Source organism: Pseudomonas sp. GW821-FHT01A09, from assembly GCF_058986725.1.
In genome coordinates, this window is sequence record NZ_JBYSWB010000019.1 from 94,034 (window position 1) to 119,114 (window position 25,081).

Annotated in this window: 21 protein-coding genes; 10 read left to right on the forward strand and 11 right to left on the reverse strand. The window is 63.9% G+C overall.

The genetic code is table 11. From position 1 onward, the window contains the following. Positions 1-54: 54 nt before the first annotated feature. The gene (locus AC3WJP_RS20370) at positions 55-573 is read right to left on the reverse strand and encodes a glycine cleavage system transcriptional repressor (protein ID WP_493722398.1); all 519 of its coding nucleotides are present in this window, start codon (positions 571-573) and stop codon (positions 55-57) included. 351 nt (positions 574-924) lie between these two features. Between AC3WJP_RS20370 and AC3WJP_RS20375 the strand changes: the two genes are divergently transcribed. Further along, the gene (locus tag AC3WJP_RS20375) at positions 925-3,102 is read left to right on the forward strand and encodes a malate synthase G (RefSeq protein WP_493722399.1); all 2,178 of its coding nucleotides are present in this window, start codon (positions 925-927) and stop codon (positions 3,100-3,102) included. A gap of 239 nt (positions 3,103-3,341) precedes the next feature. Here the strand turns inward: AC3WJP_RS20375 and AC3WJP_RS20380 are convergent, their stop codons facing one another. From AC3WJP_RS20380 to AC3WJP_RS20395, 4 genes are read right to left on the reverse strand one after another with little or no spacing between them, the layout of a single operon-like run. Then, a complete protein-coding gene (locus AC3WJP_RS20380; RefSeq protein WP_493722400.1) occupies positions 3,342-3,734 on the reverse strand; it encodes a PPC domain-containing DNA-binding protein in 393 nt (130 codons plus the stop codon). Then, a complete protein-coding gene (locus AC3WJP_RS20385) occupies positions 3,731-4,282 on the reverse strand; it encodes a PPC domain-containing DNA-binding protein (RefSeq protein WP_493722401.1) in 552 nt (183 codons plus the stop codon). The genes AC3WJP_RS20380 and AC3WJP_RS20385 overlap by 4 nt, the downstream gene beginning before the upstream one ends. Then, positions 4,283-5,872, reverse strand: coding sequence for an acyl-CoA synthetase (locus AC3WJP_RS20390; RefSeq protein ID WP_493722402.1), 1,590 nt, complete (start codon positions 5,870-5,872; stop codon positions 4,283-4,285). Beyond that, positions 5,869-7,038, reverse strand: a complete 1,170-nt coding sequence (locus tag AC3WJP_RS20395; protein WP_493722403.1) for an acetyl-CoA acetyltransferase — start codon at positions 7,036-7,038, stop codon at positions 5,869-5,871. The genes AC3WJP_RS20390 and AC3WJP_RS20395 overlap by 4 nt, the downstream gene beginning before the upstream one ends. A 390-nt stretch (positions 7,039-7,428) precedes the next feature. On the opposite strand from AC3WJP_RS20395, the gene AC3WJP_RS20400 reads away from it, so the two are divergent. The 3 genes from AC3WJP_RS20400 (at position 7,429) to AC3WJP_RS20410 (ending at position 11,297) form a co-directional block, all read left to right on the forward strand. Beyond that, positions 7,429-8,469, forward strand: a complete 1,041-nt coding sequence (locus AC3WJP_RS20400; RefSeq protein ID WP_493722404.1) for a TRAP transporter substrate-binding protein — start codon at positions 7,429-7,431, stop codon at positions 8,467-8,469. Beyond that, on the forward strand, positions 8,466-10,346 hold the full coding sequence (locus tag AC3WJP_RS20405; protein ID WP_493722405.1) for a TRAP transporter large permease: 1,881 nt from the start codon (positions 8,466-8,468) through the stop codon (positions 10,344-10,346). The genes AC3WJP_RS20400 and AC3WJP_RS20405 overlap by 4 nt, the downstream gene beginning before the upstream one ends. 162 nt (positions 10,347-10,508) lie before the next feature. Further along, positions 10,509-11,297, forward strand: coding sequence for an SDR family NAD(P)-dependent oxidoreductase (locus AC3WJP_RS20410; RefSeq protein WP_493722406.1), 789 nt, complete (start codon positions 10,509-10,511; stop codon positions 11,295-11,297). A 161-nt stretch (positions 11,298-11,458) separates the two neighbouring features. Here AC3WJP_RS20410 and AC3WJP_RS20415 read toward each other — a convergent pair whose 3' ends face one another. Continuing rightward, entirely contained in the window at positions 11,459-12,370 is a 912-nt protein-coding gene (locus AC3WJP_RS20415; protein ID WP_493722407.1) for a LysR family transcriptional regulator, read from the reverse strand. Positions 12,371-12,528: 158 nt separating this feature from the next. On the opposite strand from AC3WJP_RS20415, the gene AC3WJP_RS20420 reads away from it, so the two are divergent. Continuing rightward, positions 12,529-13,656: a sigma-54-dependent Fis family transcriptional regulator gene (locus AC3WJP_RS20420; RefSeq protein WP_493722408.1), complete on the forward strand. Its 1,128-nt coding sequence runs from the start codon at positions 12,529-12,531 to the stop codon at positions 13,654-13,656. Between the two features lie 175 nt (positions 13,657-13,831). Here the strand turns inward: AC3WJP_RS20420 and AC3WJP_RS20425 are convergent, their stop codons facing one another. From AC3WJP_RS20425 to AC3WJP_RS20445, 5 genes are all read right to left on the reverse strand, one after another. Beyond that, positions 13,832-14,770, reverse strand: a complete 939-nt coding sequence (locus tag AC3WJP_RS20425; RefSeq protein ID WP_493722409.1) for an AEC family transporter — start codon at positions 14,768-14,770, stop codon at positions 13,832-13,834. Between the two features lie 138 nt (positions 14,771-14,908). After that, a complete protein-coding gene (locus tag AC3WJP_RS20430; RefSeq protein WP_493722410.1) occupies positions 14,909-15,706 on the reverse strand; it encodes an SDR family NAD(P)-dependent oxidoreductase in 798 nt (265 codons plus the stop codon). Further along, positions 15,706-16,494 (reverse strand): phytanoyl-CoA dioxygenase family protein, encoded by a 789-nt coding sequence (locus tag AC3WJP_RS20435; RefSeq protein WP_493722411.1) that lies wholly within the window; start codon positions 16,492-16,494, stop codon positions 15,706-15,708. Before AC3WJP_RS20435 ends, AC3WJP_RS20430 begins: the two co-directional genes overlap by 1 nt. A gap of 31 nt (positions 16,495-16,525) precedes the next feature. Next, positions 16,526-17,224, reverse strand: coding sequence for a GntR family transcriptional regulator (locus AC3WJP_RS20440; RefSeq protein ID WP_493722412.1), 699 nt, complete (start codon positions 17,222-17,224; stop codon positions 16,526-16,528). Between the two features lie 217 nt (positions 17,225-17,441). Continuing rightward, complete coding sequence (locus tag AC3WJP_RS20445) at positions 17,442-17,885, reverse strand: response regulator (protein ID WP_493722413.1); 444 nt, start codon at positions 17,883-17,885, stop codon at positions 17,442-17,444. A gap of 217 nt (positions 17,886-18,102) precedes the next feature. Between AC3WJP_RS20445 and AC3WJP_RS20450 the strand changes: the two genes are divergently transcribed. The 5 genes from AC3WJP_RS20450 (at position 18,103) to AC3WJP_RS20470 (ending at position 25,075) form a co-directional block, all read left to right on the forward strand. After that, positions 18,103-20,043: a DUF294 nucleotidyltransferase-like domain-containing protein gene (locus AC3WJP_RS20450; protein WP_493722414.1), complete on the forward strand. Its 1,941-nt coding sequence runs from the start codon at positions 18,103-18,105 to the stop codon at positions 20,041-20,043. Continuing rightward, on the forward strand, positions 20,040-20,747 hold the full coding sequence (locus tag AC3WJP_RS20455; protein WP_493722415.1) for a 3'-5' exonuclease: 708 nt from the start codon (positions 20,040-20,042) through the stop codon (positions 20,745-20,747). The genes AC3WJP_RS20450 and AC3WJP_RS20455 overlap by 4 nt, the downstream gene beginning before the upstream one ends. 189 nt (positions 20,748-20,936) lie before the next feature. Continuing rightward, complete coding sequence (locus tag AC3WJP_RS20460; RefSeq protein ID WP_493722416.1) at positions 20,937-21,455, forward strand: RNA polymerase sigma factor; 519 nt, start codon at positions 20,937-20,939, stop codon at positions 21,453-21,455. Next, positions 21,452-22,420: a FecR domain-containing protein gene (locus AC3WJP_RS20465; protein WP_493722417.1), complete on the forward strand. Its 969-nt coding sequence runs from the start codon at positions 21,452-21,454 to the stop codon at positions 22,418-22,420. The genes AC3WJP_RS20460 and AC3WJP_RS20465 overlap by 4 nt, the downstream gene beginning before the upstream one ends. A 216-nt stretch (positions 22,421-22,636) precedes the next feature. Continuing rightward, positions 22,637-25,075 carry a TonB-dependent siderophore receptor gene (locus tag AC3WJP_RS20470; RefSeq protein WP_493722418.1) on the forward strand — a complete coding sequence of 813 codons (2,439 nt, stop codon included), beginning with the start codon at positions 22,637-22,639 and terminating at the stop codon, positions 25,073-25,075. Positions 25,076-25,081: the final 6 nt, after the last annotated feature.

The following is a 25,081-nucleotide window of genomic DNA, read 5'->3' on the forward strand; positions in this document are numbered from 1 at the left end:
CACTGTGGGAGCTGGGCTGCGCGTTCGGCGGCGAAGGGGCCGGTACTGACACCCTCAAACCTCGGCCCGCAACACCAGCTCCACCATCAAATCATCCGCCAATGTCTCCAACTGCTCCTGCAAGGCATCCAGCGACAGCGTCAGCGGCACCGCCAGCATCGCTTCGGCGTAGAACAACGGCTCGCTGCTCATCGGTGCCGGGCGCACGTCAGTCACCAGCCGCTCCAGGTTCACCCCCTGCTGGCTGAGCAGGCGAGTGATATCCCGGACGATGCCCGGCCGATCATTGCCCACCAGCTCCATGGCGATCGGCTTCCAGGTGCACGACTGCTCGATCCCCGCACCTGCAATCTGCACATGAATCTCGTCGCTCTTGAGCGCCTGCAGGGCGTTGACCAGTTCGTCATAGGACTGCGCCGGTACCGCCACGCGCAAGATCCCGGCGAACTGCCCGGCCATGCGCGCCATCCGGCTTTCGAGCCAGTTGCCGTTGTGTTCACTGATGCACTGTGCGACTTTTTCCACCAGGCCGGCCTTGTCGGCGGCCAGAACGGTCAACACTAGATGGTCCATGGGCACAGTCCTCTTGTTGGAAGAGGGTGAGTATAGGCAGGGCTGATGGGCAGAAAATTGTATACAGTTTATTTTGATCTATGGAACAATCTTTCGATCGCGTGGTGACGTTCAGGATTTTCGGGGGCGAGCCCCCTCGCTACAGGATTTACGTATCACATTGCGAAAACCGGTGCACTTGTAGCGAGGGGGCTTGCCCCCGATCAGCAGCACCAACCGGTCACATCCGGACTGTAAAAGACCCTTTTTCCCAATGCCAAAAAGTTCATGTAGTATCGCCACGCGAGCACTACATCAATCGATCGACGTCAATACAAGCAGCGGCGCACGCCGCGCAGAGTGAGGCAAGCAATGACTGAACACGTTCAAGTCGGTGGCCTTAAGGTCGCCAAGGTCCTGCTGGATTTCGTCAACGAAGAAGCCATCCCCGGCACCGGCCTCAGCGCCAACGACTTCTGGTCCGGCGTCGAAAGCATCATCAACGACCTCGCTCCCAAGAACCGCACCCTGCTGGGCAAACGCGACACGCTGCAGGCGCAGATCGACACCTGGCACAAGGCACGTCGGGGCCAGCCCCATGACGCCTTCGCCTACAAGGTGTTCCTCAAGGAAATCGGCTACCTGCTGCCGCCGGCGGATGACTTCCAGGCCACCACCGAAAACGTCGACGATGAGATCGCCCGCCTGGCCGGACCGCAACTGGTGGTGCCAGTGATGAACGCGCGCTTCGCGCTCAACGCCTCCAACGCCCGCTGGGGCTCGCTGTACGACGCCCTCTATGGCACCGACGCCATCAGCGAGGCCGACGGCGCCAGCAAGGGCCCGGGCTACAACAAGGTCCGCGGCGACAAGGTCATCGCCTTCGCCCGCGCCTTCCTCGACGAAGCCGCGCCACTGGCGGCGGGCTCCCACGTCGACTCCACCGCCTACAAGATTATCGACGGCAAGCTGGTGATCAGCCTCAAGGGCGGCTCCAACACCGGCCTGGCCGACGACAAGCAGTTCATCGGTTTCCATGGTGAGGCCAGCGCGCCGACCGCCGTGCTGCTCAAGCACCACGGCCTGCACTTCGAAATCCAGATCGACGCCGCCAGCCCCATTGGCCAGACCGACGCCGCCGGGGTCAAGGACGTGCTGATGGAAGCCGCCCTGACCACCATCATGGACTGCGAAGACTCGGTCGCCGCCGTCGACGCCGACGACAAGGTGATCATCTACCGCAACTGGCTGGGCCTGATGAAGGGCGACCTGAGCGAAGACGTCACCAAGGGCGGCAGCACCTTCACCCGCACCATGAACCCTGATCGGCGCTACAACACCGTGTACGGCGGCGAAGTGATCCTGCCGGGCCGCTCGCTGCTGTTCATCCGCAACGTCGGGCACCTGATGACCATCGATGCGATCCTCGACAGCAAGGGCCATGAAGTGCCCGAAGGCATCCTCGACGGCATCATCACCAGCCTCGCGGCCATCCACGACCTCAACGGCAAATCGCTGCGCGGCAACAGCCGCACCGGCTCGGTGTACATCGTCAAGCCGAAGATGCACGGCCCTGAAGAAGCCGCCTTCACCAACACCCTGTTCGAGCGCATCGAAGAAGTGCTGCACCTCAAGCGCAACACCTTGAAGGTCGGGATCATGGACGAGGAGCGCCGCACCACGGTCAACCTCAAGGCCTGCATCCGCGCCGCCCGCGAGCGCGTGGTGTTCATCAACACCGGTTTCCTCGACCGTACCGGCGACGAGATCCACACCTCCATGGAAGCCGGCGCGGTGGTGCGCAAGGCGGCCATGAAGGCGGAAAAATGGATCGGCGCCTACGAGAACAACAACGTCGACGTCGGCCTGGCCACCGGCCTGCAGGGCCGCGCGCAGATCGGCAAGGGCATGTGGGCCATGCCGGACCTGATGGCGGGCATGCTCGAGCAGAAGATCGCTCACCCGCTGTCCGGCGCCAACACCGCCTGGGTGCCCTCGCCGACCGCAGCGGCGCTGCATGCGCTGCACTATCACAAGGTCGATGTGTTCGCCCGCCAGGCCGAGCTGAAAAGCCGTACCCCGGCCTCGGTGGACGACATCCTGACCCTGCCGCTGGCGCCGAACACCGACTGGAGCGCCGAAGAGATCCAGAACGAACTGGACAACAACTCGCAAGGCATCCTCGGCTATGTGGTGCGCTGGATCGACCAAGGCGTGGGCTGCTCCAAGGTGCCGGACATCAACGACATCGGCTTGATGGAAGACCGCGCCACGCTGCGGATTTCCAGCCAGCTGCTGGCCAACTGGTTGCGCCATGGCGTGGCCAGCGAAGCGCAGATCGTCGAGAGCCTCAAGCGCATGGCGCCGGTGGTCGACCGGCAGAACGCCGACGACCCGCTGTACAAGCCGCTGGCACCGGATTTCGACAGCAACATCGCCTTCCAGGCGGCGCTGGAGCTGGTGATCGAAGGCGCCAAGCAGCCTAACGGCTATACCGAGCCGGTGCTGCACCGTCGGCGTCGCGAGTTCAAGGCGCGTAGCCAGCTGTAACCGGCCTCGGTCCCACTGGTATACGGTGCAGGCATTGTTCCGCTGTGGTGAGGGGGCTTGACCCTGTAGTGAGGGGGCTTGACCCTGTAGTGAGGGGGCTTGCCCCCGATAGGTCGAACCTGCGGGGCGCGGTGTGTCAGAACCGGCCTCTCGGGAGCAAGCCCCCTCACCACAGTCAGCAAATCATCCGCCCCCCTGCAGAACCGCAATTTGGGGTGGTGTCAGTGGATCTGCAAACCTCAATCCGGCAACCACTCCTGCAACGTCAGTTCGATGGTGATGAACGACAGGTTATGCCCGCGCTCCATTCGCCCGGCATACAGCTTGCCATCGGCATCCGCCACCACCGCCTGCAACTGCGTCTCCCCCGCGCGTACCTCACCGCTGATGCTCAGGATCTCCACCCCCGGGCCCGCCACTTCAATCGTCTTCATGCCGCTGCGCCCCAGATACTGCAAGCGCGCGTCGATCAGACTGCCCAGCCCGCCTCGCACAACCGCCGTGTGAATGCCATGGGCCGCGCACAGCGCCTCGGCGCTTTCGACCAGGTCCTCGTTGGGCTTCAACCGCGCCACCACCAGGCGCCCGAGCTTGCCGCTCTGTACCGAAGACTCCTCGATCACTGCACTCATGACGCCTCCTGAATCACTGGGTGAAGCAGATTGAAATGGGTTTCGTCATCAGGCTGCTGCTGGTACGCCACCTGATCGAACAGGCACAGGCGAATGATCAGCGGCTCACTGCCCACCACCAGCTTGTCCAGCACCAGATGCCCGCCATGCTGGTTGCCTTCGCGGTCGATAAAGCCGGCGTGGCAATGCAGCAGCGGCTTGCCCGCCGGATCGCGGCCGACCGTCAGCGCGCCACTGATGAACGTGATGTAGCCGTCCAGCACCACCGGCGCGCCGTAATCGAACGGCCGCGCCACCGAGCCGGTCTCGACCATGCGGTGATAGCTCAAGTGCGAAGCGCCGCCGCACAGAATGCGCCCGACCGCGCTGCTGAAGCGCCGACCGGAGAGAATCCGGATCAGCTCCGGCCCCACCGCCGTCGCCAGTGGCAGCACGATGCGCAGTTCCTCGCTGTGCGGCACCTCGCAATCGAGCACCCGCGGCAGTTGCTGGGCGCCCTCGTGATGGAAGGTCCGGACATCGCCACGCTGAGTGAAATGCGGGGTCATTTACGCTAGCTCCTTGCGCTCTTCGAGGAGCACGCGAATGTTCTTCTTGACGATCTTGCCGTAGCCCGACTTGGGCATCTCGGTCCAGCGCACGAACTGCTTGGGCCACTTGTAGCGGGCGATCCGCGGCTCCAGATGGGCCAGCAACTCGGCGTCGCTGACCTCACCGGTAGTGACGATCACCGCGCAGCCACACTCGCCCCACTTCTCGTCGGGTAATCCGAGCACCGCCACCTCGTTGACCGCCGGATGGGTCAGCAAGGCCTCCTCGATCTCCCGCGGATAGACGTTGGAGCCGCCCGAGATGTACATATCCGACGCCCGCCCGGTGATGTACAAAAAGCCTTCTTCATCGAGATGGCCCAGGTCGCCGGTGTGGAACCAGCCGTGCTTGAAGGTCTTCTCGTTGGCCTGCGGGTTGTTGTAGTAGCCGCTGAACACCGCCGGCCCGCGCACGCAGATTTCGCCATCGAGGCCCTGGTCCAACTGCTGGCCGTCGTCATCGAGAATCGCCACTTGCATGCCGGTACGTGGGAAGCCACAGGTGCCGATGCGGGCGCCGGGTACGTCCTCGGCCTCGTGGAATTCGGGCGGCAGCACGGTGATGTTGCCGGTGACCTCACCCAGCCCGTAGTACTGCACCAGCACCTTGCCCAGCTTGTTGAGGGCGCGGCGCTGGTCGGCGCGGTACATCGGCGCCCCGGCGTAGATCACGTACTTGAGGCTGCTGTGATCGTAATGGTCGACCTCGGGGCATTCGGTGAGCATCTTGACGATGGTCGGCACGGTGAACAGGTTGTCGATGCGGTGCTCCTGCACCAGCCGCCAGGCCTCGTCGCAGTCCAGCCGATCGCCGGCCGGCAGCACGCTGGCGGCGCCGCGGGCGACGTTGACCAAGGCATGGATCCCAGCGCCATGGGACAGCGGCGCCACCACCAGCGAGCGCGAGCGATGGTTGAGCCCGGGCATCAAGTCGGCGATGTGGTTGGTGATGACGAAGGCCATCTGGCCGTGGGTGAGGATGCCGGCCTTGGGGTGGCCGGTGGTGCCCGAGGTGTAGAAGAACCACAGCGGGTCGTGATAGGTGACCTCGGCCGGGCGGAACGCCGCGCGCAAGCTGGCGCCTTCTGCCAGCAAGCCGTCGTAACTGAGCTCGCCGGGCCGTGGCTGGCCGATGGCGATCACCTGCTGCAAGGCCGGCGACGCGGCCTGCACGGCTTCGACATAGTGCGCGAAGCCGTCGTCGTAGAGCATCGCCACCGCACCGCTGGAGCTGCCCAGGTAAGCGGCCTCCGGCGGGGTGATGCGCACGTTGGTCGGCACCCACACCACGCCCAGGCGGAACGCCACCCAGGCGCTCTCGAACAGCGCCAGGTTATTGCGCGAGTGCACCAGCAGCTTGTCGCCCTTGACCAGCCCACGCGCGCGCAAGGCCGCCGCGACGCTGTCGACCCGCTCGGCGATCTGTGACCACGACACCTGCTGCTCGCCGCGAATGAACCCCGGCGCATCGGGGTAGCGGCGCGCCACCTGAGCCAGCAGCTCGCCCAGGTTCATGACGTTATCGATACCGGTATTGAGCTGGCTCACTTGATCGACTCCAGGATGCTGACGTAGTTGGTCACGGCCGCACCGCCCATGTTGAACACCCCGGCGCGGTCGGCCACCGGCAGCTGCATGTCGCCGGCCTGGCCGCTGAGCTGCATGGCCGCCATGACGTGCATCGATACCCCGGTGGCACCGATCGGGTGGCCCTTGGACTTGAGCCCGCCCGAGGGGTTGATCGGCAGACGCCCGTCCTTGCGGCTGATGCCCTCCTGAATCACCCGCGCGCCCTGGCCGCGCTCGGCCAGGCCCATGGCCTCGTACTCCAGCAGCTCGGCGATGGTGAAGCAGTCGTGGGTCTCGACCAGCGACAGGTCAGCTAGGCTCAACTGCGCTTCCTGCAGGGCCTGCTGCCAGGCCCGCGAGGCGCCTTCGAACCAGGTCGGGTCGCGGCGCGACAGCGGCATGTAGTCGTTGACCTGCACCGCCGCGCGAAAGCGGATCGCCTGCGGCCGCTCACCGGCCAGGTCTTCACGGCTGATCACCAGCGCCGCAGCGCCATCGGTGATCAACGAGCAGTCGGTGCGCTTGAGCGGGCCGGCCACGAAGGGGTTTTTCTCCGACGGCGTGCGGCAGAAGTCGTAGCCGAAATCGCGGCGCATGTGGGCGAACGGATTCAGCGCGCCGTTGGCGTGGTTCTTCGCGGCGATCATCGCCAGCGCATCGGACTGGTCGCCGTAGCGGTCGAAGTAATCCTGAGCGATCACCCCGAACACCCCGGCAAAGCCGCCTTCGATCTCGGCCTCTTCACGGGTGTAGCAGCATTTGAGCAAGATCCTGCCGACCTCGGCGGTGGGCAGCGTGTTCATCTTCTCGAAGCCCACCACCAAGGCATGCCTGGCCTGGCCGCTGAGCACCGACTGCAGCGCCGAGTGAATCGCCGCCGAGCCGGTGGAACAGGCGTTCTCGACCCGCACCGCCGGGGTGAAGCGCAGCGCCGGGATATGGTTGGCGAGCAGCGTCGAAGGAAAATCCTGATAGAGGAACCCGGCGTTGAAATGCCCGACGTGTACCGAGTCGATCTGCTCGGCGTCGAGGCCGGCATGCTGCAGTGCGGCGATGGCGGCGTCGGCCATCATCTGCTCGGGGTCTATCTGATCGAACTTGCCGAACGGCGAGTGATACCAGCCGGTGATAACAGGCGAATGCATGGGGTGGCCCCTTTGTTAGAGTTGTTGCAAGGGCGATAGCAAGAGCGGTGCCAAGCTCGCACGTTATGCCTGAAGCCCGATGGCACGGGGGTTACAGCAGTGTCACCGCGGTTGGGGGTGACACCGACAAGTGTCTCCCTGAGGGCCTGAGCGGTGACACTCAAGGAGACACCTGTCGCCTTGCGGGCCTTCGCTACAGCGCAGACATAAACAGCAACAAACTCTAAAAGCATTGAATTAACAGCGAGTTAGCCCCCGGGACGGCGCATCGCCGCTTACCGGCAACTGGCCATGCCCCGACTGGCATCTGATTTGCTATACCCAATTACCTGGATCGTTCAGCCGCGATCGGCAGATCACTACAACAACAAAAACAATGGAGAGTCCCACATGGCAGATTTCTCGCGCCGCAGCTTCCTCAAGACCGCGTCCCTCGCTTCGGCGGCTGCGGCGGCAGGAAGCCTCGGGCTGTACAGCTCGAGCAGCCTTGGCGCCGATGTCATCACCCTCAAGTACGCCAACAACCTGCCCCTGACCCACCCGATGAACGTGCAGGCGCGCAAGATGGCCAAGGCCATCAAGGACGAGACCGACGGTCAGGTCATCCTGCAGGTGTTCCCCAGCAGCCAGCTGGGCAGCGATACCGACACCCTGGCGCAGGTCCGCTCCGGCGCAGTCGATCTGTTCTCGTTGTCGCCGGTGATCCTTGGCACCCTGGCGCCCAAGGTCCAGATCAGCGCCATCGGCTTCGCCTTCAAGGACTACGACACCGTCTGGCAGGCCATGGACGGCGACCTGGGCGCCTATGTCCGCGGTGAAATCGCCAAGGTCGATGACGGCAAGCTGTTCGCCTTCGAAAAGATGTGGGACAACGGCTACCGCGTGACCACCACCAGCACTCGCCCGGTGGCCACCCCAGAAGCCTTGAAGGACATGAAGCTGCGCGTGCCGCCCAGTCCGATTCTCACGTCGCTGTTCAAGGCTTTCGACGCCGCGCCGACTGCCATCAACTTCGCCGAGGTCTATTCGGCGCTGCAGACCAAAATCGTCGAAGGCCAGGAAAATCCGCTGACCCTGGTGGACTCGGCCAAGCTCTACGAGGTGCAAAAGTACTGCTCGCTGACCAATCACGTGTGGGACGGCTTCTGGATGCTCGGCAACAAGGAGAAGTTCTCCAAGCTCTCGGCCGAACAACAGGCGATCGTCACCAAGCACATCAACGCCGGCATCCTCGCCCAGCGTGACGATCTGGCCAAGTTGCAAAGCAGCATCCGCGACACCCTCAAGGGCAAGGGCCTGGAAATCGTCGAGGCGCCACCGGAGCCGTTCCGCGCCAAGCTGGCGGCGGCCAACTACTACGGCGAATGGAAAGAAAAATTCGGTGACGAGGCCTGGGCCATTCTCGAGAAGTACTCCGGGAAGCTGGCATGAACACCCATGTCGCTTCGGCCTCCGTTGCTTCATCGCGCCTGCCGGCCCGGGTGCTGATCTGCCTCAACCGTTGGGCGATGCGCATCGTCGGCTTGCTGGCCGTGGTGCTGATGGTGGTCGAAACCGGTGTGCTGCTGGCCGGCGTGATTTCCCGCTACCTGCTGCACAGCCCGTTGATGTGGTCGGATGAACTGGCGTCCTCGCTGTTCATCTGGCTGGCGATGTTCGGCGCGGTGCTGGCCCTCGATCGCGGCGAGCACATGCGCATGTCGGCTATCGTCAACAAGCTGCCCGCCAACTGGCGCGGCTTCAGCGAGACACTGTCGGCGATGATCGTGTGCATTTTCGTGGCGATGATCATCACCCCGGCCATGCATCACGCCACCGAACAGATGGTCATCACCACACCCGCCCTGGGCATTCCCGACGGCTTGCGCGCGGCAGCGTTGCCGGTGGGTGCGGTGCTGATGCTGCTGGCCGCGGTGGCGCGCATGGCGCGCTGCACCACGGTGCGCCAGTTCGCCGGCGGTTTGCTGCTGATAGCCGCGGTGGCAGGGGTTTTGTGGCTGGCCCAGCCGTTGCTCGGAAAGATCGGCAATTTCAACCTGGTGGTGTTCTTCATGGTGCTGCTGGGCGCTTGCGTGTTCGGCGGCATCCCTATCGCGTTCGCGTTCGGCACCGCGACCATGGCCTACCTGGCGCTGGTCACCCATGCGCCGATGTCCATCGTCGTCAGCCGCATGGACGAAGGCATGTCGCACATGGTGCTGCTGGCCGTGCCGCTGTTCGTCATGCTCGGGGTGGTGTTGCAGCTGTCGGGCATGGCCAGGACCCTGATCGATTTCATGGCCTCGCTGCTCGGCCACGTGCGCGGCGGTTTGCAGTACGTGCTGCTGGGGGCGATGTTTCTGGTGTCGGGGATTTCCGGCTCCAAGGTCGCCGACATGGCCGCCGTCGCCCCGGCGCTGTTCCCGGAAATGAAAAAGCGCGGCTCCAAACCTGAAGAGCTGGCCGCGCTGCTGGCGGCGACCGGCGCGATGACCGAGACCATCCCGCCGAGCCTGGTGCTGATCACCATCGGCGCGGTGTGCAGCGTGTCGATCACCGCCCTGTTCATCGGCGGGCTGATGCCGGCCGTGGTCGGCACCGTGGTCATCGCCCTGGTGTGCTGGTGGCGCTCGCGCAAGGAGGCCAAGCCGGACGTCGCCCGCGCGCCCATGGGCACCGTGTTCAAGACCTTCTGCATCGCCCTGCCGGCCCTGGCCCTGCCGCTGCTGATCCGCATCGCCGTGCTCGAAGGCGCGGCCACGGCGACCGAGGTGTCGACCATCGGCGTGGCCTATGTGGTGATGGTCGGACTGGTGATGCACCTGTTCATGCGCCATATCGAATTCAAGCGCGTGTACCCGATGATGCTCGAAGCGGCGGCGCTGTCCGGGTCGATCCTGTTGATCATCGGCATGGCTTCGGCCATGGCCTGGGCGCTGACCCAGTCGGGCTTCTCGGCCAACCTGGTGGACATCATCGCCGACCTGCCGGGCGGCAAGATCACCTTCATGCTGGTGACCATCGTCACCTTCCTGATCCTCGGCAGCGTGCTCGAAGGCATCCCGGCCATCGTGCTGTTCGGGCCCTTGATGTTCCCGCTGGCGGAGATGCTCGGTATCCATCCGGTGCATTACGCCATGGTGGTGATCCTGGCCATGGGCATCGGCCTGTTCGCGCCGCCGCTGGGGGTGGGTTTCTATGCTGCCTGCGCGATCAGCAAGGTGAGCTCGGACAACGTCATTCGCAAGGTCTGGAGTTACCTGGCGGCGCTGATCGTGGCGCTGATCATCGTCGCGTGCTTCCCATGGATTTCCATCGGCTTTTTGTAGCCCGCGATGGCCGGACTCTTTTCGCAGACGAGCCACATGATTAACCGCTGACCTTGTAGCGAGGGGGCTTGCCCCCGACGAATTCGATACCGATTCCCGCATCGCGGCGCGAGCCCCGACGGCATCGCTACGCCCTGAATAAATACAAAAGAGAGCAACCTCATGACTCAAGCAGCCCAGCAATATCGTCAATCCGCCGTTGGCCGCGTTGCCTTGGTGACCGGCGCCGCCATGGGCATCGGCGCTGCCATCGCCCAGCGCCTCGGCGAGGACGGCCACACCGTGGTGGTGGCCGATATCAACCTGGCCGCCGCCGAAGAGATGGTCGCCGGCCTGCGCGCCAGCGGCATCGAAGCCCTGGCCATGGCCATCGACGTCGGCAACCCGGAATCCATCGCCAGCGTCTTCGCCGACCTCGAACGCAGCCACGGCCGCTGCGACGTGCTGGTCAACAACGCCGGCATCGCCAAGACCCTGCCCTTTATCGACTACCCGCTGGACAACTGGCAGCGCGTGCTCGACATCAACCTCACCGGCACCCTGCTGTGCGGGCAACACGCGGCGCGGCTGATGCGCAGCAGCGGCTGGGGGCGGATCGTCAACGTCGCCTCCATCAGCGGCATGCGCGCCAGCGCCGGGCGCACCGCCTATGGCACTTCGAAGGCAGCGGTGATAGGCCTGACCAAGCAGATGGCGATCGAGTTGGCGGAGTATGGCATCACCGTCAACGGCATTGCCCCGGGGCCCGTGGACACGCCGTTGACACAAGTCCTGCACTCACCCGAGACGCGAGCGTCCTATGCCCGCGCAGTGCCGCTCAAGCGCTACGGCACGCCGGCGGAGATGGCCGGAGCGGTAGCGTTTCTGGCCTCGGATGATGCGTCCTATATCAGCGGGCATGTGATTCCGGTGGATGGGGGGTTCATGGCTTCCGGCATTCTGGAGATTTGATGGCGGCTGGGCGGGCCTTTCGCTCCTGCACAAGCAGCACCGCAAAACCCCTGTGGCGAGGGGGCTTGCTGCCGATACGGGGTGTCAGCCACCTGCTAACTGGCTGACACACCGCATCGGGAGCAAGCCCCCTCACCACAGGATAAGCCGCAACACCGCATTCAATCCTCAGCCGCCCGATTCACCTCAGCCTCCCGCCCCGCCACCAGTGCACTGTCGATAAACGAGTTGATGCAAGGGTTATGGTTGTCGTGCTTCCACACCGCAACCACCTCGATCATCGGTGCGTTTTTCAGCGGCCGGAATGTGGTGGTCGCCAGGCGCATGTTGCGCATCGAGCGCGGCACGATTGCCACGCCCATGCCCTCGCCCACCAGGTTGACGATGGTCTGCTGCATGTTGATTTCCATAGCGACTGTCGGCGTTACGCCATGTTGCAGGCAGTAGTTGACGATCATGTCGTGCAGCGCCGGCGCGATGTGCCGGGGCACGATGATGAACGGCTCGCCAGCCAGCTGCATCGGCTCCACCACCTCGAACGCGAGCAGGGGATGCCCCGGAGGCAGGACCAGCATCATCTCCTCGCTATAAACGCTGGCCGTCTCCAGCCCGGTGCAGTCCTGGGGGCGGTACATGATGGCGACGTCCTTTTGCCCACTGCTGATGTCCGCCGCCAGATCCATGGGCAAGGTCTCGGTCAACTTGAGGGTCACCTGCGGATACAACGCCGCGTAACGCCGGGTGATGGCCGGGGTGACGCTGTAAGCCGTGGACATCATGAACCCCACCGACAGCTGACCGGCCTCACCCCGTGCCGCCGCCAGGGCGTTGCGCTTGGCCTGCTCGAACGCCGCAAACACCGTGCCGGTGTCCAGATAGAAGCGCTGGCCGGCGTCGGTCAGCTCGACCCGGCGGCTGGAGCGATCGAACAGCTTGACTCCCAGCTCCTCTTCCAGCAGCGCGATCTGCCGCGACAAGGGCGGTTGGGAGATATGCAGTCGCTCCGCCGCGCGGCCGAAATGCAGGGTTTCGGCCAAGGTGCGGAAGTATTCGAGGTGGCGTAATTCGATCATCATTGCTCCGCAAGGTATCAATGGATGCGCGATTATGTATTGGAAAAGATCGGTGTGCCTACCTATTGTAGGAAGCGCAAGCCACCGAGCCCGCTGCGCCACAAGCGCGTCGACTCGCGATAGTCACAAGCTATATAAAAACAACAAGGTGACCGCTGATGTCCGCAAACCACGCCCTACCTACGCGTGCCCTACCCCCGCACACCGTTTTAGCCGATTGTGATATTGCCAACGACCGCGACCCGCAAGTGCGCCAGGCCTTCCGCCGCGCACTGCGCTTGATGGAGCGCGGCATCGCCGTACTGATTCAGGGCGAGACCGGCACCGGCAAGGAAGTCCTCGCACGGGCCCTGCACCTGCACAACCAACAGACCCGCCGCGCCAATCTGATATCGCTCAACTGCGGTTCCATCCCCGAAACCCTGATCGAAAGCGAGCTGTTCGGCTATGCCCGCGGCGCATTCTCCGGTGCCTTGCCAGGCGGCAAGAAGGGCAAGGTGCTGCAGGCCGACGGTGGCACGCTGTTCCTCGACGAGATCGGCGACATGCCTTATGAGCAGCAGACGCGCTTGCTGCGAGTGATCGCGGAACGGGAGGTGACGCCGCTGGGCGCCGAGCAGTCGATCCCGGTGGACTTCGCGCTGATCTGCGCTACTCACCAGGACCTGTCCGCGCGCATCAAGGCCGGCGAATTTCGTGAAGATCTGTTTTATCGCATCGCCACGGGGGTGGTACGTCTGCCGGCCCTGCGCGAGCGCACCGACCGTGCCGACCTGATCTGCAGCATGGTGGCGGCCGAGTTGCCCGACTGCGAGCCGCGTCAGGCGATTGCCGATGACGTCTGGGGCCTGCTGCTGAACCATCCGTGGCCCGGCAATCTGCGCCAGATGCGCGCGGTTATTCGCTATGCCTGCGCGGTGATGGAAGGGTCGCGGATTCAGCGGCATGATCTGCCGGCGGAGTTTGTCGGCGCGCCCCTGCTGCAACCTGTGGCGCGGGGGCTTGCCTGCGACCATCTTCCGGCCGCTGCGGTGCCTTTTTCGGGGGCAAGCCCCCTCGCTACAGGGTTCGGTAATGTCACTGCGCTGCGTCAGCGGGTGCCGGTGGACAAAAGCGCCGAGGAACGCCACAACGTGCTGCAGGTGCTCAAGCTGTGCCGCTGGAACATGACTGCCGCCGCCCGGGAACTGGGGATCTGCCGGCCGTCGCTGTACCGGATTCTGCGGCGGTTGGAGATCGCGCCTCTACGCTCGCAATTGGCGGAGGGTGAAGGGTTGTTGTGTTGAAGCTGCGGGCCTCTTCGCGGGCAAGCCATGCTCCCACAGTGCAAACCGGGCCTGTGCCGTACACCTGTGGGAGCACAGCTTGCTGGCGAAGGGGCCAGCACGGTTTGCCCAAAAACATGGACTTGCCCCACAGGCGTTCGACTCTCGATCCGGCAATCCTGCACACCGCAGGCACCTACACCGCAGGAATCATCGCCAGAATAATCGACACCGTCACCAGCGACAGCAGTGTCGATATCAATATCGAGCGCGACATGGTGTTGGCTTCCCGCCCGAACAGCTCGGCCAGCATGAAGGGCCCATTGCCGATCGGCAGGGCACTGAGCAGCAGTGCGGCCCACGCCCACATCGGCGGCATGTCGAATACCTTGAACGCCAGCCAGGCGGTCAGCAGCGGTTGCAGGACGAGCTTGCACAGCACCAGCAGGAACACCGTTCGGGCATCCCCCGGCTGCGGTTTCGACGCCGCCAGAAACAAGCCGATCGACACCAACGCGCAAGGCCCCGCCGCCGCGCCAAGAAACTGGAACAGCTGGCGCAGGCCACTGGGCATCTGCCAGCCGCTGGCGGCCACCAGCGCACCGAAGATCGGTGCCAGCATCACCGGGTTACGCAGCAGCGAGCCACCCACCTTGAGCAGCGTGCGGCCCAGGTGTTTCTCGGCCTGGCGATAGCTCTCGATCATGATGATCGCCACCGCGAACAGCAGGCAGGCGGTCATCAGGGTGCCGATCACCGCTGGCGGCATGCTCTTGTCGCCGAACGTCAACAGGCACAGCGGGATGCCCAGAAAGCCCGAGTTCGGATAGGCAGCGCCCAGGGCATCGATGGTGGCGTCGATGAAGTGCGCCTGGGCACGCAATCTTGTCCATAGGGTCAGCACAAACACCCCGGCCATGCCGAGGCCGAACGCGGCGACATAACCCAGGTTGAGAGCCTGTACCGAGGCCAGGCGTGACATCGACTCGAACAGCAGCGACGGCAGGCCGAGGAAGATCACGAAACGGTTCAGTTCACTGGAAGCGTTCGGCCCCAGGATGTTGCGCTTGCGACAGAAGAAGCCGACGAAGATCAGGCCGAAGACGGGAAAAGCGACGTTGAAGATGGCCAGCATCCAAGGGGTTCCTTACTGCTGTGAGTTTGATATTGCTTGGACTGACGCCTTCGCAGGCAAGCCTTGCTCCCACAGCGTCGTACACCTGTGGGAGCAAGGCTTGCCTGCGAAAGCGCCAGCACTATCAATGGAGATTCATCAGGCACACTTGAGCATCAGCCCTCCATCCACCACCAGATTGATCCCGGTGATATACCGCGCCTGATCCGACGCCAGAAACAGCGCCGCATTGGCCACATCCCAGGCATCCCCCATGAAACCCATCGGGCACTGCGAATGGCGAGTGTCGAGCATCTGCTCGATATTGCCGCCGTAACTCGACGTCAGCGACGCCCGCACCATCGGCGTGTCCATCATCCCCGGCGACACGCAGTTGGCGCGAATGCCCACCGCGGCGTACTGCGCCGCGACGTTCTGAGTCAGGGCGATCACCGCCGCCTTGGTCGCGGTATAGGCCACATAGGGGAAGCCCAGCCAACGCTGCGCCGCCACCGAAGCGATATTGACAATCGCGCCGCTGCGCTGTTGCTCCATGATCGGCAAGGCGAACTTGCAGGTCAGGAACAGGCTGGTCTGATTGACCGCCACCAGGCGATTCCAGCTCTCCTCGCTGGCCTCCACCGGGCCGCCGGTCTCGGCGATGCCGACGTTGTTGTGCAGTACATCGATGCGGCCGAAATGATCCATCGCCGCAGCCACCATGCGCTGCACTTCGGCGCTTTGCGCGACATCTGTAGCGTGGGCCTCGCACTGCCCGCCCTCCTCGCGGATCATCGCGCAGGTCTGCTCGGCGCTGGCCAGGTTGCGGTCCACCGCCAGCACCCGCGCGCCTTCACGGGCATACAGCAACGCAGCGGCGCGACCATTGCTCATGCCGTCGGCAATGGCCCCGGCGCCAGTGACGATCACGGTCTTGCCGTGCATGCGCGGGCTCATCAGGCCACCGCCTGGTTGAAGCCGTCGAGGCAGTGATCGTCCAGCATCTCGATCGGCGTGAAGTCGCGATGGGCGATGAAGTCCGGACGCTTGAAACGGGTGATGGCGTTGTCCACCGCGTTGGTGGTCACGTACAGGGTGTTGCGGTCCCAGGGCGACAGATTGGGCGACGAGGCGTACACCAGGGTGCTCTGGAAAATCAGCACGGTACCGGCACGGCCCTTGGGCGCGACGATACCGCCTTCGGCCACCAGTTCGGCGACCTTGTCGTTGTCCAGCGTCCATAACGGATAGCTGGTGGTGCTGCGGTCATGGCTGGCCTCGATACGCCCGCGTTTGTGCGAGCGCGGAATGAACATCAGCGGGCCGTTGAATTCGTTGACCTCGTCGAGGAACACCGCAACGTTCATGGCCCGTGCCTCGGGCATGCCGTCGTCCTGGTGCCAGGTGCCGAAATCCTGATGCCATTGCCACACGTCGCCATTGAATGCGGCCTTGGCGTTGACCTTGAACTGGTGCATGTACACGTCAGTGCCGAGCAGTTGCCGCGCCGGCTCGATCAGCCGTGGATGGCGGGCCACGCGGGCGAACACATCGTCAAAGGTGTGGGCGGCGAACACGGTGCGTACCACGCCGCTCTTTTCCTTGATCACCTCATCGCGATCGAGTTTGTACAAGCGTGGCAGACGGGACTTCATCAACGCCGCCTCATCGGGGCTGAACAGCCCTTCGAGGAGGATGTAGCCGTCGGTTTCATAAGCTTCGATTTGTTCTTGTGTCAGCTTCATGAGTGTCTCCAGGGGAGTGTTGCGCAGGTCATCAGGCCTGCTTGCGTTTGGACGCGTGTTCCGAGCCCTCCAGAATCCGCGCCAGGTGTTCGGCTGCACTTTCGGCATGCTGCTGGGCAAGGAACCCGGCACGGTCCTCGTCACCGATCAGCACGGCTTGCAAAATGGCTTGGTGCTCGTCCCAGACGCTGTCGAAGCTGCGCACTTCGTGCTTGAGCACCGAGCTCATGGTGCGGCGAATGTGCTGCCAGTGCAGCGCCGTGGTCTCGGCGATCATGGGGTTGCCCGAGAGCTGGTACAGCCACTGGTGGAAGGCCATGTCCAGGCGCAGCAAGGCGTTGAGGTCATGGCCGGCGGCGGCCTGGCGCCCAGCGGCGATCAAGGCATCGCCCTCGGCCTCGCAGCTTTGCGGGCCGAACTCGTAGACCCGCCGCGCCGCGCCCCTTGCCGCCAGCGCGTCGAGGGCGGCGCGCACCTGATAGAGCTGCACCAGCTTCTGCGGGTCCAGCGGGGTGATGATCACGCCCTTGCGCCCGGACTCCTCGATGAAGCCCTGGCGCTTGAGCAGCTGGAAGGCTTGCAGGATCGGCTGGCGCGACACGCCCAGTTGCTCGGCCAGACCTTCCTGGGTGACGCGCTCGTTGGGCTGCAAGGTGCCTTGGCAGATGGCATCGAGGATCGACTCGTAGACCTGCTCGACCAACTGGGTTTGGGAAGGGATCTTGTGCATGGGCCGGGGCACCTGAGTAGATACGGTGTTCTGTATACAGACTACAAAGGCATTATGCTTCCGTCAAATGGATCTATGTGGGGCGCAGGGCCTCTTCGCGGGCAAGCCCGGCTCCCACAAGATCCGGCACATATTTCTGGAATCCCGGCACACATCTGTGGGAGCAGGGCTTGCCCGCGAAGAGGCCGCTGCTATCGCCACAACCCTCGCAGACTGCCTACAACCCCAACTCCCGCCGCGCCAACGCCACCAATTTGAACGCATCGATCGGCTTCAACAGGAAATCCACCACGCTCAAGTGCATGGCCGCGATCGCGTCCTTTACCCCGGCGTCCCCGGAAATGATGATGATCGGCAACGCCGCCCGCTCCGATTCGCGCACCCGGCGGATCAGCTCCAGGCCATTCATGGGCCCCATGCGCAGGTCGGTGATCAGCAGGCCGATGGAGCGATCGCAGATCAGCCGCAACGCCTCTTCGGCGCAGCTGGCGGACACGCACGCGACATCGTGCAGTTCGAGAATCTGCGTCATCAGCTCCCGCGAATCGGCATCATCGTCTACTACCAGTGCGCGCTGCGGCGGCAGGCTCGGGGCGAGCATCGCTTCACTCAGTGCCTCGCGCTCGGCGTCGCTCAGCAGCTCTGGGTCGTGATCGGTCATACATCTCTCGGCAAACAGAAAGCCAAAGGAAACTGCATTGGTTTCAGACCAGCGCAATATCGAATCGCTATTAACTTTCGTCGGATCGACGCGCTGATGGTGCATGATGCGGAGGATCGTAGCGTTCTAGAAGCTTTTTTTTTAGACTGTCGTCGTACAACTATAAAAACGCCATCACCTGGCGACCCTTGCCCCAGCATCACAGGCGACCGCTGTCATGACCAAAGACGAAGAGGCCTTCAGCAAGGCCGGCAAGACCGCGGTGCAGCAGAACATCCATGGCACGTTGCAATTCCTGCAGCGCTTCGCGCCCTTCAATCAGATGGAACACGCGCACCTCGCCTACCTGGTCGAGCAGTGCCGGCTGTGCTTCTATGCCGCCGAAGAAAGCATCATCAAGCCCAGCGACGGCCCGGTCGAATACTTCTATATCGTCAAGCAGGGCCGCGTGGTCGGCGAGCGTCCGCATTCGGCCAGGCGCGGCACCGAGACCACCTTCGAGATCACCACCGGCGAGTGCTTCCCGCTGGCCGCGCTGCTGGGCGAGCGGGCGACCCGCACCGAGCATCTGGCCGCCGAGGACACCTTCTGCCTGCAGCTCAACAAGGCGGCGTTCGTCAAACTGTTCGCGCTCTCCAGCACCTTTCGCGATTTCGCCCTGCGCGGGGTCAGCAGCCTGCTCGATCAGGTCAACCAGCAGGTGCAGCGTCAGGCCGTGGAGACCCTCGGCACCCAGTACTCGCTCAACACCCGCCTGGGCGATCTGGCCATGCGTCACCCCGTCACCTGCGGCCCGGAGCTGGCGCTGCGCGATGCGGTGGCACTGATGAACCAGCATCAGGTCGGCAGCATCGCCGTGGTCGACGAGCTGCGCTACCCGCGGGGCATCTTCACCCTGCGCGACCTGCGCCAGGTGGTGGCCGATGGCACCGGCGACTTCACCCGACCGATCGCCGACTACATGATCCCCGAGCCGTTCTACCTCAGCCCCGAAGCCAGCGCCTTCGATGCCGCCATGGCCATGACCGAGCGGCATATCGCGCATATCTGCCTGGTGCGCGATCAGGTGCTGTGCGGGGTGATTTCCGAGCGCGACCTTTTCTCTCTGCAGCGCGTCGACCTGGTGCATCTGTCACGCACCATCCGCAACGCCACGCGCATCGAGGCGCTGATAGCGATCCGCAGCGAGATCAGCCAACTGGTCGAGCGCATGCTGGCGTTCGGCGCTTCCTCGACCCAGATCACTCGCATCATCACCCAGCTCAACGACCACACCACCTGCCGGGTCATCGAGCTGACACTGGAAGAGATGGGCGACCCCGGGGTGCCCTTTACCTGGCTGTGTTTCGGCAGCGAAGCGCGGCGCGAGCAGACGCTGTACAGCGATCAGGACAACGGCATCCTCTTCGAGGCTCGCGACGATGCCGAGGCGGCGGCCTTGCGCGCCCTGCTGCTGCCGGTGGCGCAGCAGATCAACCAGCGTCTGGCGCTGTGTGGCTTTAGCCTGTGCCGCGGCAACATCATGGCCGGCAACCCCGAGCTATGCCTGTCGCGGGTGGAATGGGCGCGGCGCTTTGCCGGGTTCATCCGCGAAGCGACGCCGGAGCATCTGCTGGGCTCGAGCATCTATTTCGACCTGCGCTCGGTATGGGGCGACGACGCCGGTTGCGCGCGCCTGCGCCAGGGCATGCTCGATCAGGTGGCGGACAACAAGCTGTTTCAGCGCATGCTGGCCGAGACCGCCCTGCGTCTGCGCCCGCCGGTGGGGCGTTTCCGCGAGTTCGTGCTGGTGCGTCGCGGCGCCGATCGGGTGCCGACCCTGGACCTCAAGGCCGACGGCCTGACGCCTTTCGTGGAGGGTGCCCGCCTGCTGGCGCTGGCCAACGGCATCGACGCCAGCAACACCATGGAGCGCCTGCGCCAACTGGTGCTCAAGGAGGTGATCGATTCGCTGGACGGCGCGGCCTATGAAGAGGCCTATCAGTTCATCCAGCAAAGCCGCATGCAACAGCACCAACGTCAGGCCCGGGAGAACCGCCCGTACTCCAATCGCATGGATCCGGACAGCCTCAACGACCTCGACCGGCGCATCCTGCGTGAATCCCTGCGCCAGGCCAAACGCCTGCAAAGCAGCCTGGCCCTGAGGTATCAGCTGTGAGGCTGTTGAGCTGGCTGCGCCGCGCCACGCCGCAGTTGAGCACCGAGCAACAAGCCCGCCTGCTCGCCCTGCCCGCCCCGGCGCCCCTGGCCGAACAGAGCCTGCGCCGCCAGCGCTGGGTGGTGGTGGACACTGAAACCACCGGCCTCGACCTGAACCGCGATTGCCTGTTGTCGATCGGTGCGGTGGTGATCGAGGACGGTGCCATCGACCTCGGCGCCTGCTTCGAGCGGACCTTGCAGTACAGCAGCCACAAGACCGCCCCCAGCGTGTTGATCCATGGCCTGAGCCCCAGCGCCCTGGCCGCCGGCAGCGAGCCGAAGGAAGCCCTGCTGGATTTTCTCGAGTTCGTCGGCGACAGCCCGCTGCTGGCGTTCCACGCCTGGTTCGACCAGCACATGCTGGGCAAGGCGCTCAAGGACAACCTCGGTTACAAAGCCGCCCAGCGCTGGCTCGATGTCGCCGACATCGCTCCCCTGCTGTTTCCCGATCAAGTCGGGCGCCTGGCCGGCCTCGACAACTGGGTGGAGCATTTCAGCCTGCACGCTGAAGAGCGCCATCACGCCAGCGCCGATGCGCTGGTGACGGCCGAGCTGTGCATGATCCTGTTCAGCCATGCGCGGCGCCAGGGCATCGATAGCCCTGCGCTGCTGGAGGATCGGCTGAACCAGTGGCGGCGGCATCGACAAGCCCCTTCCGTGTAAGGCCTCTTTCGGGGGCAAGCCCCCTCGCTACAGGATTGACCACCCACCTGTAGCGAGGGGGCTTGCCCCCGAAAGATGTCATCGCTACCTCGGAATCTTCCGACAGACTCCTATTGCACCTTCCTGCACCCCCTGCCACAATCGCGAACAATTCTCGTTATTTATAACATTTTGTTTCCGGGGACCGCCTTGTCCATTGCCCAGAGCCCTCAGCGCGAGTTGATCGGTACGCTTTATCGCGACCACCGTAGCTGGCTGCTCGCCTGGTTGCGCCGCAGCATCGCCTGCCCGCAGCGTGCCGAGGACCTCAGCCAGGACACCTTCGTGCGTCTGCTAGGTCGTGAGCGCCTGGACACGCCCCGCGAACCCCGAGCGTTCCTGTTAGCCGTCGCCAAGGGCCTGCTGTTCGATCACTTTCGCCGCGCCGCACTGGAACAGACCTACCTGGCCGAACTGATGCGCCTGCCGGAGGCCGAACAGCCCTCCCCTGAAGACCAGCAGTTGATCCTCGAAGACCTCAAGGCCATCGACGCTCTGCTCGGCAAGCTCTCCAGCAAGGCCCGCAGTGCCTTTCTGCTCAACCGCCTCGACGGCCTGAGCCACGGTGAAATCGCCGAGCAGCTCGGAGTCTCGGTGCCACGGGTGCGTCAGTACCTCGCCCAAGGCATGCGCCAGTGCTACGTGGCGCTCTACGGCCAACCGACATGAACACCGCCAGCGTGCCGGTCTCGGCGAAAGTGCTGGACGCCGCCATCAGCTGGCAGCTACGCCTGGATGGCCCGCTCAGCGCGCCGGAACGCGAGGCCCTGGCGCGCTGGCTCGCCGCCCATGAGGAACACGCTCGCGCCTGGCAGCAACTGGGCATGCTCGACCAGCGCTTCAGCAACGCCACCGGTCCGGCGCGCAAGGCGCTGCTGCAGTCGCGCGAGGGCAGCCGCCGGCGCGTACGCTCGCTGGGCGGCGGCCTGGCCGGCGTGGTCGCGCTGATCGCCGTCGCCCTGATCGCCAACGATCGCACCGCTGCGCTGGGCTACTGGCTCGCCGACCAACGCACCGCCACCGGCGAGCAGAAGATGGTGCAACTCGATGACGGCACGCGGATCAGCCTCAACACCCACAGCGCCATCGACGTGCGCTTCAGCGCCGAGCAACGCCTGATCGTGCTGCGCGAAGGGGAAATCCTGGTCGAGACCGGGCACAAGAATCATGACCAGCGGCCCTTCATCGTCAGCACCGATGACGGCCAGATGCGCGCCCTGGGCACGCGCTTCGTGGTCCGCCGCGAGGACCAGGGCACCCTGCTGGGCGTGTTGCAATCGGCGGTCGCGGCCCAGGCGCAAGCCGTTGGCGGCGAACGCATCGTCAAAGAGGGCGAGCAGGTCATGCTGCACCGCAGCGGCCTCGACGCCACCCTGGCCCTGCGCCCCGGCACCGACGCCTGGACCCGCGGCATGCTGGTGGTCGACAACGTGCGCCTGGCCGACCTGATCGACGAACTGAGCCGCTACCGCCGCGGCTACCTGGGCGTCAGCCCCGACGCCGCCGACCTGCGCATCACCGGCAGCTTCCCGCTCAAGGACACCAACCTGGCCCTCAAGGCGCTGCCGACTACCTTGCCGGTGCAGATCGAACAACGTACGCCGTGGTGGGTGACGGTAGTAGCCAAGCAGTGATCCGCGAAGAATAGGGGTGATGCCACTGGCCTCTTCGCAGGCAAGCCTTGCTCCCACAGGTGTACGACGTCTGTGGGAGCAGGGCTTGCCCGCGAAGAGGCCCTAAAGAACACCCCTGAGCATCCCACCAAAAAAATTATTTCACCTCCCCTCTATCACTTTCCCGATCTCGTTCGGCAGACAAGCAATCGCCTATTTCCTTCCTGGAGTCGCTGCATGTCCCGCCCTATGAACGCGCTGTTACGCCCTCGCTTGCTGGCCGTTGCCATCGCCATGGCGATGCCGCTGGCCAGTACCGCTGCCTTCGCTGCCGAGCAGGGTGCGGTACGCAGTTACAACCTGCCGGCCGGGCCCTTGGCCAGCACCCTGAACCAGATCGCCAGCCAGGCCGGTATTACCCTGGCGCTGGACCCGAGCCTGGCCAACGGCCGCAGTTCGGCGCCGGTCAGCGGGCAGTTCAGCGGCGTGGGCGCGTTGCAGGCGGCGTTGAATGGCACGGGCTTGCAGTTGCAGCAGAGCAGCGCCGGGACTTATACCCTGGTGGCGGCGCCGGAAGGGGCGCTGGCATTGCCATCGACCACTATCAATGCGGCGGGTGCTGAAGAGAGTGCGTGGGGGCCAGTGGATGGGTATCTGGCGACGCGTACGGCGGCGGGGACCAAGACCGATACCGCACTGGTGGAAACCCCTCGCTCTATCTCGGTGGTTACTCGCCAACAGATGAGCGACCGCGGCGTGCAGACGTTGGAAGATGCGGTGAAATACATGCCGGGCATCGTTTCGGCCAGCTACGGCAGCGATACCCGTTACGACTGGATGCGTGTGCGCGGCTTCGAGCCGACTCAGTTTCTGGATGGCCTGCCCCTGCCCAAGGGCGTCTATGCCAACCCGAAAATGGAAACCTGGGATCTCGACCGCATCGCTCTACTGCGCGGCCCGGCCTCGTCGCTGTACGGTCAGACGCCACCGGGCGGTCTGCTGGACATGGTCAGCCGTCGTCCAAGCGATGTCGCCAGCAATGAAATCTCCCTGGAATACGGCAGCGACAACTGGCGCCAGATCGATTTCGCCAGCACCGGCAAGATCGACGACGCAGGCACGTTTCTTTATGGTGTCAGCGGTGTGATCCGCGACAGCGGCACTCAGGTCGATCACATCGACAACAAGCGCTATAACATTGCCCCCAGCCTGACCTGGAACATCGACCCGGACACCAAGCTGACTTTCCTCAGTCAGTTCACCCGCGACGATACCGGTGCGACCAGTCAGTTCTTGCCGATTCAGGGCACCAAGATCAGCTCGCCGCTGGGTGATATATCCCATCACAAGAACCTCGGCGATCCGAACTACGATAACTATGATCGGACCTACTACGCATTGGGTTACTCATTCGAGCACCGCTTCAATGATGTGTGGCAGTTCCATCAGAACCTGCGCTATACCAAGTCCGACCTCGACTTCCAACAGATTACCGTCAACAGCTATATCCCTGGCTTGGCCGGCTATACCGTGGACGCGGACGGCAACGTTGGCCGGCTGAGCACCAATGTCGACGAAGACATCAGCCAGTTCGCTCTGGACAACAACTTCCAGGCTGACTTCAACACCGGCGCCGTCAGCCACACCGTGCTGATCGGTGCGGATCTGCAGCGTATCAACACTAACTACCTGTCGATCTACGGTTTCAACGTACCGCCGATCAACGTCGTCAAACCGATCTACACCGATACCATCACCCGTCCGTCGCGCTCGGGTGCCTTCTACGACTACGACCAGAAAACCACCCAGACCGGTCTCTACCTGCAGGACCAGATGGCGTTGGACAAATGGCGCTTTACGGTAGGTGGCCGCGAAGACTGGGTACATACCGGTACCAAGTTTTTCAACAACAACGACGCCACCAATACCGAGCGAGACAGCAACTTCAGTCTCAACTCGGCTGTCAGCTACGTGTTCGACTCCGGCGTTGTGCCTTACCTGTCGTATGCAGAGTCATTCCAACCCACCATGGGCGCGGACGTGACCTCTACCAACTCGCTCAAACCGACCCAAGGCAAGCAATGGGAACTGGGCATCAAATACCAGCCGCCAGGCTCCAAGACCCTGCTTACTGCGGCCGTGTATGACCTGACGCAGAAGAACGTGACCGTTACCGACAACGTCGGCGGCATCTCGATCACCGGTCAGACCGGCGAAGTGAAGGTCAAGGGCCTGGAGCTCGAAGCGATATCCGACCTGACCGACAACATCAAGGTGATCGCATCCTACACTTTGGCCAAGTCTGAAGTGCAAGACGGCATATACAAGGGCAATCGTCTGACTTTGATGCCTAACCAGCAAGCCTCCGTATGGGGCGACTACACCTGGCACAACGGCGTACTCAACGGCTTCGGCATCGGCGCCGGCGCCCGCTATACCGGCAACACCTATGGCGACCAGGCCAACACCTGGTTGGGCAAGGCCGACGCCTACACGGTATTCGACGCCTCGGCGCACTATGATCTGGGCGCGCTGTCCGGCTCACTCAAAGGCGCCTCCCTGGGCCTGACCGCGAAGAACGTCTTCAACAAGGACTACATCTCCACCTGCGATGGCTACTATTGCTACTACGGCGACCAGCGCAGCGTCGTCGCAAGCGCCACCTACAAGTGGTAACGGCCT